Source organism: Ferdinandcohnia sp. SAFN-114, from assembly GCF_059415045.1.
Genome location: NZ_JBPFDQ010000014.1, coordinates 47,309 through 63,008 on the forward strand (window position 1 = coordinate 47,309; position 15,700 = coordinate 63,008).

14 protein-coding genes are annotated in these 15,700 nt (G+C 35.9%); 10 read left to right on the forward strand and 4 right to left on the reverse strand.

Going from position 1 to position 15,700, the window contains the following annotated elements; genetic code table 11:
• The first annotated feature begins 188 nt into the window (after positions 1-188).
• On the forward strand, positions 189-1,385 hold the full coding sequence (locus ACR65M_RS06580) for a DUF418 domain-containing protein (RefSeq protein WP_440272906.1): 1,197 nt from the start codon (positions 189-191) through the stop codon (positions 1,383-1,385).
• 14 nt (positions 1,386-1,399) lie between these two features.
• On the opposite strand, the gene ACR65M_RS06585 is transcribed toward ACR65M_RS06580, so the two are convergent.
• Positions 1,400-1,567 carry an aspartyl-phosphate phosphatase Spo0E family protein gene (locus tag ACR65M_RS06585; protein ID WP_121445467.1) on the reverse strand — a complete coding sequence of 56 codons (168 nt, stop codon included), beginning with the start codon at positions 1,565-1,567 and terminating at the stop codon, positions 1,400-1,402.
• Between the two features lie 230 nt (positions 1,568-1,797).
• On the opposite strand from ACR65M_RS06585, the gene ACR65M_RS06590 reads away from it, so the two are divergent.
• The 3 genes from ACR65M_RS06590 to ACR65M_RS06600 all read left to right on the forward strand — a co-directional run bounded on the left by ACR65M_RS06590 (position 1,798) and on the right by ACR65M_RS06600 (position 4,757).
• On the forward strand, positions 1,798-2,703 hold the full coding sequence (locus tag ACR65M_RS06590) for a fumarylacetoacetate hydrolase family protein (protein ID WP_440272907.1): 906 nt from the start codon (positions 1,798-1,800) through the stop codon (positions 2,701-2,703).
• Positions 2,704-2,840: 137 nt separating this feature from the next.
• Entirely contained in the window at positions 2,841-3,200 is a 360-nt protein-coding gene (locus tag ACR65M_RS06595; protein ID WP_121445465.1) for a YisL family protein, read from the forward strand.
• A 129-nt stretch (positions 3,201-3,329) separates the two neighbouring features.
• Positions 3,330-4,757, forward strand: coding sequence for a putative bifunctional diguanylate cyclase/phosphodiesterase (locus ACR65M_RS06600; protein WP_440272908.1), 1,428 nt, complete (start codon positions 3,330-3,332; stop codon positions 4,755-4,757).
• A gap of 168 nt (positions 4,758-4,925) precedes the next feature.
• Here ACR65M_RS06600 and ACR65M_RS06605 read toward each other — a convergent pair whose 3' ends face one another.
• Together ACR65M_RS06605 and ACR65M_RS06610 are read right to left on the reverse strand one after the other, a co-directional pair.
• Entirely contained in the window at positions 4,926-5,489 is a 564-nt protein-coding gene (locus ACR65M_RS06605; RefSeq protein WP_165918095.1) for a DUF2777 family protein, read from the reverse strand.
• Positions 5,490-5,626: 137 nt separating this feature from the next.
• A complete protein-coding gene (locus ACR65M_RS06610) occupies positions 5,627-6,997 on the reverse strand; it encodes an MATE family efflux transporter (RefSeq protein ID WP_121445462.1) in 1,371 nt (456 codons plus the stop codon).
• Positions 6,998-7,210: 213 nt separating this feature from the next.
• On the opposite strand from ACR65M_RS06610, the gene ACR65M_RS06615 reads away from it, so the two are divergent.
• Complete coding sequence (locus ACR65M_RS06615) at positions 7,211-8,599, forward strand: alpha-amylase family glycosyl hydrolase (protein ID WP_121445461.1); 1,389 nt, start codon at positions 7,211-7,213, stop codon at positions 8,597-8,599.
• Positions 8,600-8,751: 152 nt separating this feature from the next.
• Here the strand turns inward: ACR65M_RS06615 and ACR65M_RS06620 are convergent, their stop codons facing one another.
• A complete protein-coding gene (locus ACR65M_RS06620; protein ID WP_246006333.1) occupies positions 8,752-9,618 on the reverse strand; it encodes an SDR family oxidoreductase in 867 nt (288 codons plus the stop codon).
• A gap of 156 nt (positions 9,619-9,774) precedes the next feature.
• On the opposite strand from ACR65M_RS06620, the gene ACR65M_RS06625 reads away from it, so the two are divergent.
• From ACR65M_RS06625 to ACR65M_RS06645, 5 genes are read left to right on the forward strand one after another with little or no spacing between them, the layout of a single operon-like run.
• Positions 9,775-10,485, forward strand: coding sequence for a response regulator transcription factor (locus ACR65M_RS06625; protein ID WP_121445460.1), 711 nt, complete (start codon positions 9,775-9,777; stop codon positions 10,483-10,485).
• Positions 10,482-11,945 carry a HAMP domain-containing sensor histidine kinase gene (locus ACR65M_RS06630; protein WP_121445459.1) on the forward strand — a complete coding sequence of 488 codons (1,464 nt, stop codon included), beginning with the start codon at positions 10,482-10,484 and terminating at the stop codon, positions 11,943-11,945. Before ACR65M_RS06625 ends, ACR65M_RS06630 begins: the two co-directional genes overlap by 4 nt.
• A complete protein-coding gene (locus tag ACR65M_RS06635; RefSeq protein WP_440272909.1) occupies positions 11,902-13,023 on the forward strand; it encodes a LolA family protein in 1,122 nt (373 codons plus the stop codon). The genes ACR65M_RS06630 and ACR65M_RS06635 overlap by 44 nt, the downstream gene beginning before the upstream one ends.
• A 9-nt stretch (positions 13,024-13,032) precedes the next feature.
• Complete coding sequence (locus ACR65M_RS06640; protein WP_121445457.1) at positions 13,033-14,748, forward strand: M56 family metallopeptidase; 1,716 nt, start codon at positions 13,033-13,035, stop codon at positions 14,746-14,748.
• A 13-nt stretch (positions 14,749-14,761) separates the two neighbouring features.
• Positions 14,762-14,908, forward strand: a complete 147-nt coding sequence (locus ACR65M_RS06645) for a hypothetical protein (protein ID WP_440272910.1) — start codon at positions 14,762-14,764, stop codon at positions 14,906-14,908.
• The last annotated feature ends 792 nt before the right edge of the window (positions 14,909-15,700 follow it).

Consider the following 15,700-nt stretch of genomic DNA (forward strand, 5'->3'; position numbering starts at 1 on the left):
ATTACGAATAGTGATATCATTGATACGAATATAAACAGTTTTTTTTATTCTATGAGAACTGCCCAGAAGATGTGATTTTTACCATGGCCCCTCCGAAGGTTTGGACCAATAGTAGAAAATTTTCCTAGTGTTTCCAATTTAGTTCTCTTATAATCGAATATATGTAAACGTGGTAAGGAGTTGTGAGAATGAGTAATGAACGATTAAGTCCCGTATTAGGAGCAGAGCGGATTCACTCAATTGATGTTATAAGAGGGTTAGCAATATTAGGGATATTTTTTGTCAATATGCCATCGTTTTTTTCCCCCATTCTCTATTTAAATCCAGAAACATGGTGGACTGGGGATCTCAATAACTGGACAAATAGTATCATCGATATTTTTGCACAAGCAAGTTTTTATACTTTATTTTCATTTCTTTTTGGCTTTGGTTTTATTCTGTTTAAGGAAAGAGCAGTTGCTAAAGGTTATTCATTTTATCCGTTGATTTCAAGAAGATTAATTGTGCTATTACTTTTTGGATGTTTACATGCGTTCCTTGTTTGGCACGGTGATATTTTAATTACGTATGCTCTAATTGGTGCGATTCTACTATTATTTCATAAGGCAAAGCCGATTACTTTGCTTATTTGGGCATTAGTCCTTATCTTTGTACCAAATGTTGTTCTCGGTGGACTTATGTTTATAGCGGTGTTGTTTGAACCCGGTTTAAATGCCGTTATGTACAATGAACAGCTTGCTTTAAAATCGGCAGAAATTTATGCAAACGGTGGTTTTTGGGAGATCACGAGTCAGAGATTTCAAGACTGGTATTTTGTTAATAACGTTGCAAGCATATTTGTAATGGTCATTACATTGCTACCAATGTTCCTCATGGGTGCTTTTATCGCTAAGAAAAAATGGTTTGAAGGTCGAGATGAAGATATTAAGAAGGTTAAGATCCTTTGGTTGATCTCGCTGATAATTGGGGTTCCTATGAAACTACTACCCTATTACACGGCTAAAAATCCTGCAACTGATTATTTACAGGACACAATCGGTGGCCCGAGTACAGCCTTATTATATGCAACCTCGATAGTCCTGTTAATGAGATTACCCGTTTGGAAAAGGCTGCTATCTCCACTAGCTCTTGTTGGAAGGCTTTCACTGAGTAATTATCTTTTCCAATCAATAGTCTGTACATTATTGTTTTATGGTTATGGTTTTGGATTATATGGTAAGTTACAGCCATATACAGGTTTCCTTCTGACTATTGGTATTTACATTATTCAAATCATCTTAAGTTATTTCTGGTTGAAAAAATTCCGATTCGGTCCATTTGAATGGGTTTGGAGAACATTAACATATGCTAATAAGGTTGAAATAAGAAAAAAGACTATTCGCTAATGCGAATAGTCTTTTTAGTTGACCATTTTTAATTTCTTTTGTTTTGTCTTTTGATAAATATTCAATAATTGATCTAACTCTTGACTACACTTTACCGTCTCCCATGCAGTAAAGCCGTGCCGATCTGCTAAAGTTGTCATCTTTCGGCGTTTCAATTCAATTGCAATCTTCAACATGAACATTTTCATTTCTCCATTTTTTTTAGTACATAATAATCATGCTTACTTATACTAAAGTAGTACATACAAGCTTTGTACCATTATTATACCTGCCTTTACAGGGATTAAAACAAGTTCGCTAAAACCTCTAATAATGTTACAAAAACATACAAAATTCTACAAAAAGTATAGAAAGAGGAATTTCAACATCTAAAATAGAATTAAGTATATGACTAAAAAAGAGGTGATTAAAAATGAGGTTTGTAACAGCTGAAAAGAATGAAAGACAATTTATTGGAATTGTAAACGAGCAGCTTAATCAAGTAATAGATGTAAAAATTGCTGAAATGAAAATGAATGGCACCACAACTATTCCAGAAACCATGATTGAAGTGATTGCTCAAGGGGAAGAGTGTCTTGAGAGAATTCGGGAAATCAATTTGTGGGTACGGGAAAATCCCGATACAGATTTTATTTATTCGATTGAAGAAATTACATTAAAGGCTCCAATTCCAAGACCGAGCAAAAATATTTTCTGTGTCGGTAAAAATTATGCAGAACACGTCATTGAAATGGGCAGTGAAAAGGATATCCCTGAGCATGTTGTAATGTTCACAAAAACACCAACAACAGTAGTTGGTCCAGAAGTAACTGTACTAAATCATAAACATATCACTGAACAGTTAGATTACGAAGGTGAGTTAGCAGTCGTAATTGGCAAAACTGGTCAAGGCATTAAAGAAAGTGAAGCTTTTGACTATGTTTTTGGATATACAATCTTAAACGATATAACAGCCCGTGATATTCAATCAAGACATAAACAATTTTTTCTTGGAAAAAGCTTAGATACGACATGTCCGATGGGTCCGGTATTAGTTCATAAATCATTGATTCCAGATCCAGGTAATCTGTCCGTAAAAACGGAGGTAAATGGGGAGGTTCGTCAGTCAGGTAATACTAGTCAATTGATTTTCCCGATTGAAACGATTATTTCAGTCATTTCACAAGGTATGACGCTGGAGGCTGGAGATATTATTGCAACAGGTACACCATCAGGGGTCGGTAAAGGCTTTAAACCTCCACGTTTCTTAAAAGGTGGAGACGTCATTGAAATTACAATTGATGGCCTTGGTACATTGCGAAATAAAATTGAGGCATAATTGTAAGGAATATCGTGTCACAGAAAAGACATATTTACTATGTGCATAGTGAAAAAGACACGATGTAACCTTTTGAAATTCCCGATAAACATGCTATGATAATCTTTGGAATAAAAAAGAAAAAGGAGGAGTAGTACATGACTCATGCACATGTTACCTCTTGGGTAGTTGCTATTATTCTTTTTGTAATTGCAGCAACAGTTCTTAATAAGGCTGGGAAAGAAAAGTCTCAAAAAATCGTTAAAATGACTTTACGTTTATTTTATCTTTTCATTTTAGCAACCGGTTTACTTCTTTTATTTAGCGTATCCAAGATTGATGGTGAATACATAGGTAAAGCAATACTTGGAGTATTAACGATTGGATTTATGGAAATGATTTTAGCACGTTCCAGCAAGGCAAAACCAACTGGACTTTTTTGGGTGTTATTTATTATTGTGCTAATCTTAACAATTGCGTTAGGAGCAAAACTTCCACTAGGTATGTGGAGTTTCTAAAAAATTTGTGAAAAAGCTACCATTTGCGGTAGCTTTTTCTTTTTTTTCTATGTCTTTCGACAAAATCTGTGCTATCTTTATGAATAGATATACATACTCCTTGAGGGAAAAAGAGTGGTGAATCTCGTAATGAGAACGAATAGCTTTGTATATAAACAATTGATAGATATCATTGAATTAATAGAGCAACACCAACTTACTACCGAAAAATATAAAAATATCGAGGCTTTTTATGAGAAAAAGGCCGAGGAAAAGATTACGCGTTTAGCCTTTTATGATGCTGACACTGGCTTGCCGAATCGTCAGCATTTTACGAATCAAGTAGAGGAATTTGTGAAAAGGTTTAAGCAGAAAAAGAAACAATTTGCAGTGTTATTTATAGATTTAGACCGATTTAAAATTATAAATGATACAGTGGGACATTATGCAGGGGATATTATATTAAAAGAACTTGCAAATCGGATTAAAGCGTTACTACCCAACAAGAGCCATCTTGCAAGATTTAGCGGTGATAAATTTACAATTTTATTAACCAATGATGTTGAGGTTGAAAAGATTGTTGACCTTGGACAAAGTCTTTTACATGATATCGCAAAACCAATTATGTTTGAAGCACGAGAGTTCTTTTTAACTGGAAGTATTGGAGTTAGTTTTTATCCTAATGATGGTATAACAACTGAATTGCTTTTTAAGCATGCTGATACTGCGATGAACCTTGCAAAGCAGCAGGGGGGGAACAAAATGAAATTCTACCGTGCCGATATGAATCAACAAGTTTTATATAAGCTTGAGCTTGAAGGTTATTTGCGCAGAGCCCTTGAAAAAAATGAATTTCATTTATGCTACCAGCCCCTAATAGATTTAGCTTCAGGAAGTGTCTATGGAAGTGAAGCTCTCTTAAGATGGGAACATCCAAAGCTTGGACTAGTTTCACCAGGGGAATTCATTCCGATAGCTGAAGAAACAGGTTTGATACATGATATCGGCAAATGGGTTTTAACAAAAGCGTGTCGGGAGAATAAAAAATGGCATGATATGGGGTATGATTATTTAACGATTGCCGTTAATGTATCTGCTAATCAATTTCAACAAATTAGCTTTATCGATGAGGTAAAGGAAGCATTATTAGAAACAGGTCTACCAGCGCAATTTTTAACACTTGAACTCACAGAAGGTGTGATGCTTCGAAATATCACCCACAGTGTATACGTGATGAAAGAGCTGCAAAAGCTCGGTGTAAAGGTGTCTATAGATGATTTTGGAACGGGTTATTCATCTTTAAGTTATTTGAAGGATTTACCTATCAATACGTTGAAAATTGATCGGACCTTTATTAATAATCTGAAGGTCAATACCTCTGATATTGCAATCGTTAAGGCGATTATCACGATGGGACATGGTTTATCTGTGAAGGTAGTGGCTGAAGGTGTTGAAACCGATGAACAGATTGAATTACTAAAAGAACTGGAGTGCCATTATGCACAAGGATTTTATATTGACAAACCAATGAAAAGTGAAGAATTTGAGAATGGGTTAGCTATACTTAAGGCATTGTAAAAATAAAAAGGGACGTTCACGGATGAACAGCCCCATTATTATCATATCCAGCTCCAGGCGCAATCGGTTCGCAGGTCTAAGTTAATCGTATAGGAAGGTAACATGACCCTTCTGTCAGCACTTGCCTTATGCTTGTCAGCTAAAGCTGAGTGCGCTTAGAGCTTTTCCTTATTTGTATAATGTTGAAAGAACCGCTCTCTTTCCATTTGCTAATGTAAATTCAAATCGATCCTTCTTTAATTTTCCTCGTGAAAAGTGATGGTGAACAGATAGGAGCATTTCTGTATTGTCAAACATAATAAAATTAACACCCTCATTTTCACCATTGTCTTGTTGGTACATCAATTGATTATGACAATGGATGCAATCATATAATGAAAAGGAAAGTTTATTTAAGGTAGAAGTAAATCGTAAAAATTGATCCTCTGAGAAATTCTCTAAAAGTTCCTTATAGGCAAGTGATAATTTTTTACGAAAACGAAGGCAGTCCCCATTATCAAGCTTATAAAAATAATCATTCATTTGAATAAGGCCGTCCTCCACAAAAATGCCCTTTTCCCATTTGTTCAAAGTGAAAACTTCTACTTCCTTTCCAATCATTTCTTCAAGCATAGATGCTTCATCTGTTTCAGCATCAAAGAAGATCCACTGGTCATTTATACATTCAGTCGTTCCCATAATAAAAGAGCGTTTTTGTTCATTTATGCTGCCGAGACGTTGTTGTAAATCCAATGCAAATCCTCCATCCATCATGTGTAATCTTTATTAACTAGTGTTATCCTCTTTTTAGACAAAAAAAAGGAAATTTATAACCAAGGATTTTACTTATGCTTTGGATATTTCCTACATAAAAAAACAGCCTGATTCATTCAGGCTGTTATGTTTGCTTTCTCAACAGGTGTAACAAATGATTTCCTTTCCCACGCCCGAGAACGCCATCTCCACAGCATTATGATACCACGAAGCCATTCATCCACAATAAAGGAAATCCAAACACCAATTAACCCTAATTCAAAATGAACCCCAAGCACATAGGCAATTGGTACACAAATCCCCCACATCGAAAGAATTCCCATATAAACCGGTAATTTGACATCTCCAGCCGCCCTTAATGCATTAATTAGGACAAGGTTAAAGGCTCGACCGGGTTCAAGAATAATGGTTAAAAGAATGAGGACACCACCGGTTTTTATTATGTCTTGGTTATTTGTAAAGATAGAGAGCAGCGGTTCTTTAAAGATTGAAAAAATAATAGCCATGCCAGCCGAGATTAAGATTGCGAGCTTTAGACTTTTTAAGGCCCTTTGATATGCATCGCTTATCTGACGGGCTCCGATCATTTGTCCAACTAAAATTTGTGTTCCCTGACTAATAGCAATACTAAATAAAAAAATGAACATCATTAAATTCTGTGCGTATACCTTCGTAGTCAGCGCTTGTGTCCCCATAATCGTAATAAAATAGGTGATAAACATCTGGGAGGAATTATAAGAGAGTTGTTCACCGGCCGAAGGTATCCCTATTTTAAGGAGGTTCTGGATATGCTGTTTTGGTAAAGTGAATCCCTTTTTGAATGGAAGGCCATGATCTACTCGTTTGATTAGGAGAAAGGTGATAACAAATAAGCCGATTAATCTACTGACAGAAGTAGAAATGGCAACCCCTTCAACTCCGAGCACTGGCAATCCAAAAGGACCAAAAATAAAAATATAGTTACCAATCACATTTAGGATATTCATCCCAATCGTTACGTACATGGTGTCCCGTGTAAACCCATAGCTTCGTATGACAGCCCCAATCGTCATTATTAGTGCTTGGAGAAAGGAGAATATACCTACAATACTTAGATAGCTATCTGCTTCATCTAATAACTCAACAGGCAAATCCATTAATAGCAAAAGCTTCTTGCTCCAAATAAAAACGATAAGACTTAGAATAAGACCGAAAACCAGATTCGCAATAATTGAGACAACGGAAACTTCCGCTGCGCTTTTTTGATTATTCGCACCAAAATGTTGAGCCACTAATACAGCAGTACCGGTTGCGATAAATCCAAACATGACAATAATTAATGATAAGATTTGATTAGCAACCCCAACAGCTGCAACAGAATTATCGGAATACATACTTAGCATCAATGTATCTGCATTACCCATTAACATATGTAGAAGTAATTCAATAAAAATTGGCCATGTTAATGCAAACAGTGTTAATTTTTTCGTACTGATAGAAGCTTCCAAGCAGTCCACTCCCTTTGTTTCATAGGTGTAAAACTATATTAGTTTATCACAGTTTAAGGAGGGAAAGATACGAAATTTTTTAGGAATAATCCCGAATTTTTTATATATTAAATTTGTACAAAATTTGAACAAACCGTTGTTATATTTGATTTTTAGGGGGGAAAAGGTTACTTTTAAGTATGATGATTACTAATATTGATAGGAGTTAAATGGATGAAGAAAAAGTTATACATAGTACCGTTTTTACTACCATTGTTACTTATGTTAGCCATGCCTGTTATGGCAGCTGATGACCGTTCAATAGATGAAGAAAGCATTTATTATATAGTGGTCGATCGTTTTAATAATGGTGACAGCACGAATGATTCTGATGTGGATCGTTCAAATCCACTCGCATACCATGGAGGAGACATTCAGGGGATTATCAGCCAACTCGATTACATAAAGGATATGGGGTTTACCTCAATATTATTATCTCCTATTTTTGAAAATGATTCGAATACATTTTATCCGTATCATGTAACTGACAGACAAGAAATCAATAAGCACTTTGGTACGAAAGATGACTTAAAACAACTTGTAAAAGAAGCACATGAAAAGGATATAAAAATTATTCTAGACTTTGGAATCAGTTCAAACGAAGGTCCTTTTGATAGTGAATTAGTAAATACAGCATTAGGCTGGGTTCAAGAAACAGATATTGACGGATATAAAATAGACCTTGTAGAAGGGGTATCACCAAATTATATATCTACATTATCAACGGAGCTTACATCCCAAATAGAAAATCTGATTTTAATTGGTGAACCTGATGGTCTAGATGATCTAAGCGAGTTTGAAGCAGCAGGTCTTGATTTAGTTTTCAATCCGACACCTTATGAAGGAATCACGAGTTTTAGTGTTCCGGATCAACCTTTTAACAATGTAGATTTAATCTGGGAGCAGAATCAAGAATTTGAAAATACAAATTCCTTAATTAATTTTATGGATAACACGAATACAGTTCGATTTACTTATTTGGCAACAGAAGCGAATGAGCACCCAGCGCCACGCTTAAAGTCAGCATTAACGTATTTGTATACAACACCTGGAATTCCTATTGTATTTTATGGGACGGAAATCGCATTAAATGGGAGTGAACCACCAGACAATCTAGGATTAATGGATTTTCGAACAGACCAAGAGCTTGTGGAATATATAACCTTGTTATCAAAGGTCCGTTCGGGAGTACCTGCATTAACAAAGGGATCCATTGAATTAGTTAAAAATGATGCTGGTTTATTAGTTTTTAAAAGAGAGTTTGAGGGGCAAATAGCGTTTGTGGCGATTAATAACACAACGAAAACTCAAAGCTTTACCCTATCAACCGATCAAGTTGGACAAGACAAGGAATTAACCGGACTAATTACAGAGGATCTTATCCGACCTACAGATGATGAATTTCATGTAGTTGTAAATCGTGATATCTCAGAAGTATTCGTAGTTAGGGACACAACGAAAATTAATTATACCTTGTTTATTTCTGTATTTATCGTACCAGTGTTAATGATTGGATTCATTTATTTAAATAAAAAAAGGCACGGTCGCCCAAAACCTGAATAAAAAGGAAAGCATCATCCAATCTCGGATGATGCTTTTTTTGTCCTTCTCAAAGCACAATCGGCTCGAGACATAAGTTAATCGCTTCTGAAGGTAAAATACACTAAATCGAATATGACTTATGCTTGTGTCTAAGGTACGTGCCTTGCGTAGTTCTATCCGTTTACAATTTCTCCACCGTTAACGTGAAGGATTTGTCCAGACATATAAGAAGCATCGTCACTTGCCAGGAAGATATAGCTTGGTGCAACTTCCTCAGGCTGTCCTGGGCGTTTCATCGGTGTTGTTGAACCAAATTTCGCAACCTGATCACTTGTAAAGGTAGAAGGAATAAGTGGTGTCCAAATGGGTCCAGGGGCTACTCCGTTGACACGGATACCTTTACCAATCAATTGCATGGAAAGTGACCTTGTGAAAGAGACAACGGCTCCTTTTGTTGAGGAATAATCAACAAGTTGTTCATTTCCCTTATATGCTGTAACGGATGCTGTATTAATGATGGAACTTCCCTGTTTTAAATGGGGTAGAGCGGCCTTTGTTAAATAAAAATAAGAAAAGATATTGGTTCGGAATGTTTTTTCTAGCTGCTCAGCTGTGATCGCAGAAATGCTTTTTTGAGGATGCTGTTCAGCCGCATTATTGACCAAAATATCTAGCTGTCCAAATGTATCAATTGTTTTCTTTACTATTTCCTTACAGAACTCTTCATTCCCAATATCACCAGATAAAAGTAAGCATTTTTGTCCTTCTTCTTCTACCTGTCGCTTTGTTTCCTTAGCATCCTCATGTTCATCTAGATAAACAATGACAACATTTGCTCCTTCTTTAGCATAATGAATCGCGACTGCCTTTCCTATTCCGCTATCTCCACCTGTTATAATAGCAACTTTGTTTGCTAACTTATTGCTGCCTTGATAAGAATGGTCCTCAGAGACAGGTTTTGGTACCATTTCGGTTTCTGTTCCAGGCTGTTGATTTTGATGCTGTGGAGGCAAAATATTCTTTCCTTGACTATTAGACAAAATAAACACCTCTTTTATAAAGTAACTGCACCTTACTTACTTTTTTATAAAAGAGACTTTAATATACATTAGGCTAAATATAAAGTATTTATAAAAAATCAAAAAGCTCTACAAAACATCCATTATAATGGAAATAGATAGAAAGAGGGGTTATCCATGGAAAAACCTGAAAAGATTCTGCTTGTTGAAGATGATAAGGAAATAGCTCGTATTGTTTGTGACCATTTAAGAAAAGAATGCTATACCGTAACATGGGCATCGACTGGAAAAGAGGGTTGGGAGGATTTTAAAGCGGATCAATTTGACCTATGCCTAATTGATCTCATGCTCCCAGAAATGGATGGGTATACATTGTGTAAAACCATAAGATTGGAAAGTGAGGTTCCTTTACTCATTTTAAGTGCACGAAATGAGGATGAGAGCAAAATAAAGGGCTTAAATATTGGGGCCGATGATTATGTCACAAAACCTTTTAGTCTTGAGGAATTGAGTGCGAGAATTAGCTCCCATTTAAGAAGATACAGAAGATACAACAATAAGACATTTTATGAAAATCGTATAACTTATTTAAATGGGCTGACCATTGATTTTACAAATAATCTAGTATACCTGGATGGAAGTATTGTTCAAATGAGTTCCAAAGAGAAAGAATTGTTGTTTCTCCTAGCAAAAAATCCATTACAAACTTTTTCGAAGACAGAAATTTATGAGCATATTTGGCAACAGGAGGATGTCGACGGAAATAATACAGTCACAGTTCACATTAAAAGTTTACGATCGAAATTAATGGATGGTACACGATCTGCTAAGTTTATCCAAACTGTCTGGGGCGTTGGCTATCGTTTCATAGGAGAACAACTCGTATGAGAATTAAACAATGGTTGATGATTAGCTTTTTTATTGTAATGTTACTTCCAGTTGGCGCACTTTATTTTCTGTATATAAGTATAAGTAATCTTGATGATAAGCAAGCTCTCGTGGAGTACGTCGAGGTGACAAATAAAATGGAGGAAATTGAGCCAAAGCTCTTGGATCCAAATTTATACACACCAAAGTCAAAAGAAATGTATGATTCTGTTCAAGCATTAACAAATGAATCTATCAAAATTACATTATATCGATCTGATGGAGTCGTTTTGTTTTCTAGTTTACCTGAACCAGGTTCATATGGATTTCCTGCGATAAACATGGAACAGGCATATAGGAATCTAAATGATCTCCAAAAGAATGCTCGTACTTATTCGTTAAAAAAACCTGTTAGTAAAGATGGAAACGTTGTTGGAATTTTTGAAATATCCATTGCTAGAGACGATTGGATAGAAGGAGTAACAAATCGCTATCTCTATTTGGTTGTACTTTTTAGTATTTTTTTCATCTTACTCTATACGGTTGTTGTGATTTTATTAAATCGAAAATTGAATCGACCACTAAGTCAGTTGCAAGCTCAAATGACAGCTTTTGCAAATGGGGAAAGTCCTTCTATTCAAATTCGTGAATCTAATGATGAAATAGGGGATTTAATCAAACATTTTTGGAAAATGAAAGCACAGATTGAACAAACACAAGAGGCATTAGCTGTTCAACAAAAGGAAAAAGAATTTATTGTGGCGTCATTATCCCATGACTTAAAAACACCATTGACAGTAATACGAGCTTATACTGAAGTCCTACAAAATGATAGAACAATAACCGAGCATGAAAGGGCAGAATATAAGGAAATCTTATTTCAGAAACTTGAGTACATGAAACGTATGCTCGATGACTTAACAATGTATACGGCATTACAATCCTCTAAGCAACGGACTGAGCTTGTTGAAGTTGAAGGGGAAGAATACTTTGATATGTTGTTATCAGGATATGATGAACCTTGTATTCGAAAAGACGTTTCACTACAAGTATATCAATCTGTAAAAAAATCCTATGAGGTTGACCCGAAACAAATGGTGAGGGTTGTAGATAATATTATGGGGAATGCCATTCGACATACTGAAAAAGGGAAAAAAATTTGGCTTGCTGCTATTTCAAGTGACACAAAACTACCAGATTGGGTATTTAAAGAATTTGAGGTAGAACTTGAAACGTGGAGAAGAGCAGGTACCGTCATTTTAATTCAAAACGAGGGAAAAGGAATTCCGGAAGAACAACTGGACCAAGTATTCCACCCCTTTTATCAGGCGGAGGATGCTAGAAATAATGGTGGAAGTTCTGGGTTAGGATTAAGTATTGCAAAAATGTTAATGGAACAACAAAACGGAAAAATTGGAATCTGGTCAGCTGAAAAAGATGGGACATTACTGGCTTGCTGGATTAGGGAAGGAAGGGATTAATATGAAGAAAAAACGATTCTTGCTACTTGCTATTTTAATAATGGGGATTTTATCTGGTTGTAAGGAGGATATGGCTGTGTCATCAGAAGAAATTGTTACAAAAGTCTTATCAGCAAAGGAAGAAAAGCATTCTTATTATGGCGAAGGTGTTATAAAGCTTGAGACAAACGGTGAGATCACTGAAGATGCTAGTTTTAAAGAATACGTTGCAGAAGATGGAAAACGAAAAATTATTACAACAGGTCTTACGAATGACCTTGAATCAACTGTGTTAAACGACGGAAAACAAGTGATTTCCTATGAAACGGGGAGTGAAACGGCATTAAGTATCGATCTAACAGAGGAAGGTATGCCGTTATTAGATGCCTCACCTAAAGAACAACTCATGACCATGCTAGATGCTATTAAAAAAACACATGAATATGAAATTGTTGGCGAAGATAAATTATTAGATTTTAATGTATATCATATAAAGGCAACGCCGAATACAGATTCTAATTTATTCGGAGAAATTGAACTCTGGATTGATCAAAAGACTTGGTTTGTTGTGAAATCTGTATCTGTCGTTGGAGAAACAAAATCTGAGTTTGAATATCAGGTGCTCGATTTTTCACCAAATTTTAAGGCGGATACTTTCACTTTAGACATACCTGAAAATGTAAAAATTACTCCAATTGAGTCACAATTTGAACCTTCCTATGGGTCACTTGAAGATGCACAGACAGCTTTAGCTCAACCATTCCTTGTTTTCTCAGAAGAAGTTTTGACTGTTGAGAATGTTGAAGTTGTAAACCTTCAAGGAGTAATCAATCGTCCAGAAATTACTGTTTATTATTTACATGAAGCTGTCCCTTCAGTATTAGTTTCAATCTTTCCAACTCCAGAAGAAGCAGGAACGGAAATTAAACCTGGAAAATGGCAAGTGCGTGGCCAGAATGCAGAATATGATGATTTTATTGATGCGTTAAGCTGGGATGAGAACGGTCTGCGTTATACAATTATCAATCAAAATCCTGATTTAGCAATGGAAGATATTCTCGAAATGACGGAAAAAATGGTACTCAATAATGAAATGTAGGTGGGGCCTTTGCTGCCAAGTTGGAATTTGATCGTATTGTATATATTAGTAGGGGCCGGAATCCAAATCATTGGTTTGGTTTTCGGAAAGTTAAATAATAAAGTAGGAACGACAATTGAAATACTCCTGGGCCTTCTTTCAATCGGGTTTGTATTTTATCAATTTTCCTTTGTGAATGGGTTCATCTATATCTCGTTTATTTCTAGTGGCTATTTTCTTGCAATCTCTCTAACTACAGGAAATGAAAAACGTATTGAAATTGAAAAAGAATTACGTCAGATCAATGTGGAGGAAATCATTTTAGCACGTAATTTTATAAGAATTGCAACTGATTTATTGATGACAGGGTTGGTTGTATTTGGTGGTATAATGTTTTACATCTTTGGTCCTGAAAATAGTCCTTTAAAATATATTATTGTTTTCGGGCTGGTCAGTACATTGACAGAAGTCATAAAAAGAATCGGAAATTATGCTACTGTAAAAATATTTTTTGACTTAGAAGAAAAGCAATTGTATCTCACCTCACATTTTGAATCTCGAAAAATTCCAATAGAAGATTTGGAGGAAGTGAAACTAGAAACGTATGTAGACTTGTTAAAGCTTCATCCATTATTTACAATGTTTTCTTCCAATACTGACTGGACAACAAACTTTCAGAAGGTATTACGTCTATCTGTGCCTGGTGAAACAATTTATTTAACGATCCTAGAACCGGAAAAATGGAAAAGATCGTTCGAGGACATGGCAAAGGTTGAGGAAAATGTAAAAGAGCCACAAGTCGTTCTACCATTTTGGCATCGAAAAAATGTAAAACGATTAATTGGAAAGCTTTATTTTGCAACAACAGTAAAAGGGATATCAGCCTATACAGGTTTACTTCTCCTTTTATATTATTTTGAAGTTGCGCCTTGGATCATGGTTACAGTCATATTTGCCTATTGGCTTTTTAACCTCTCTATTTCTGACCAGGTTTTAAAAGTAGCAATGGATGCAACGGAGACAAAGAATCCACAACTAATCCAAATATCCCAACGGATTTTTGAAAAGGCAGGAGTTCCAAACATTCGTGTATATGAAACCGAAAGCAGCGAGTACAATGGCCTTGCGACAGGAATGAATATTGGAAAATCGATGGTCACCCTAACGACTGCTACTTTAAAGTTGCCGATTGAAGCGATTGAAGGAATCCTCGCACATGAAGCAATTCATGTCAAAAAGCGAGATGTGTTGTGGGGACAATTGTGGAGATTTGGGTATATTTTGCTACTGATATTGTTTGTCCTATTGCTCCAAGAAAATGTAACGAATATAGAGGAACATAAAATATCAATCTTTTTATCAGTCTTTTTCTTAACCATTTTTTTCTCTGTTTTTCAATCTTTTTATTCTCAATGGATGGAAGTTCGCGCTGATCATATAGGTGCATCTCTGCTTAATGGTGGGAGCGAGCAAATGTCAAACAGTTTAATAACTTTAGCAGAGAAACAGGACGAATCGATAAATAAGTCACTTTCATACAGCACAGTACTTAACGAAGAGAATGATAAGGCAAAGTCATCAATTGAACGAGATTCACTGTTGTTGCGTTTTATTGAGTTTCAATTTATGCCACATCCTCCAATGTACTGGAGGATTCAGACCTTAAAAGAACATCAAGAAGGCTGGGGGAGAAGTATTCGAATTCGCTGGATGTTAGATCGAGTGAAGGAGTCAGTTTTGAGATAGAAGAGGTGAGGTTATGAAAATTGCAAAGGTGTTATTTGTGGTTGGGGCAGTTGTGTTTCCGTTAGGTATTTACTTATCGTCATATAGCCCTATAGGAGTAGTTTTAGCGATTGTTGGGGGGCTTACGGTTTTCTTAAGTACACCGGCAATACAATCATAGAGTAGGGGGGGAGTAAATGGATTTCCTGAGTGTAAATGTTTGGATCACCCCGACAATCCATATGCTGCCCTCTTTTTCGGATTGCTGTTTACGCTTGTGGTTGGAGGCCATAGTGTGGATAGATACAAGAAAATTAAAACCTCTTCTGCTTTTAACAGGCAGTATTGTATCAATCGTGGGTGTACTTGTTTTGCAAGTTGTTGGTTATTACTAAGTTTTAGTCAGGAGACTTTCCTTAAAGGGAGGTCTTCTTTTTATTCAATGAGTATTTCTAGAAACATCCACATAAAAGGTGTTTATGCCAAGGGTTTTCCCAGAACCATCCAAAAGTCTATTCATAAAAGGTATTTATGTCATTGGATTTCCGGAATCATCCAAAACTCTACTCATAAAGGGTGCTTATGCCATGGGGATTTCCAGAACCATCCAAAAGTCTATTCATAAAAGGTGTTTATGCCAAGGGTTTTTCCAGAACTATCCAAAAGTCTATTCATAAAAAGGTTATTTCAATGAGTATTTCCGGAATCATCCAAAGGCCAACGCATAAAAGGTGTTTATGCCATGGGGATTTCCAAAACCAACCAAAAGCCCATTCATAAAAGGTGTTTATGCCATGGTAATTTCCATAATCATCCAAAAGTCCATTCATAAAAGATGTTTATGCCAAGGGTTTTTCCAGAACCATCCAAAAGTCTACACATAAAAGGTGTTGCCATTGGGTTTTCCAGAACCATCCAAAAACCTACTTATAAAAGGTGTTTATGTAATCAGGTTTTCCAAGACCATCCAATA

Excerpts from the sequence above, each read along its gene's own strand:
- ACR65M_RS06595 (WP_121445465.1), top strand. The coding sequence starts at position 2,841 with ATGACTCATGCACATGTTACCTCTTGGGTAGTTGCTATTATTCTTTTT.
- ACR65M_RS06645 (WP_440272910.1), top strand. The coding sequence starts at position 14,762 with ATGAAAATTGCAAAGGTGTTATTTGTGGTTGGGGCAGTTGTGTTTCCG.
- ACR65M_RS06630 (WP_121445459.1), top strand. The coding sequence starts at position 10,482 with ATGAGAATTAAACAATGGTTGATGATTAGCTTTTTTATTGTAATGTTA.
- ACR65M_RS06625 (WP_121445460.1), top strand. The coding sequence starts at position 9,775 with ATGGAAAAACCTGAAAAGATTCTGCTTGTTGAAGATGATAAGGAAATA.
- ACR65M_RS06635 (WP_440272909.1), top strand. The coding sequence starts at position 11,902 with ATGGGACATTACTGGCTTGCTGGATTAGGGAAGGAAGGGATTAATATG.
- ACR65M_RS06590 (WP_440272907.1), top strand. The coding sequence starts at position 1,798 with ATGAGGTTTGTAACAGCTGAAAAGAATGAAAGACAATTTATTGGAATT.
- ACR65M_RS06615 (WP_121445461.1), top strand. The coding sequence starts at position 7,211 with ATGAAGAAAAAGTTATACATAGTACCGTTTTTACTACCATTGTTACTT.
- ACR65M_RS06580 (WP_440272906.1), top strand. The coding sequence starts at position 189 with ATGAGTAATGAACGATTAAGTCCCGTATTAGGAGCAGAGCGGATTCAC.
- ACR65M_RS06600 (WP_440272908.1), top strand. The coding sequence starts at position 3,330 with ATGAGAACGAATAGCTTTGTATATAAACAATTGATAGATATCATTGAA.
- ACR65M_RS06585 (WP_121445467.1), bottom strand. The coding sequence starts at position 1,567 with ATGTTCATGTTGAAGATTGCAATTGAATTGAAACGCCGAAAGATGACA.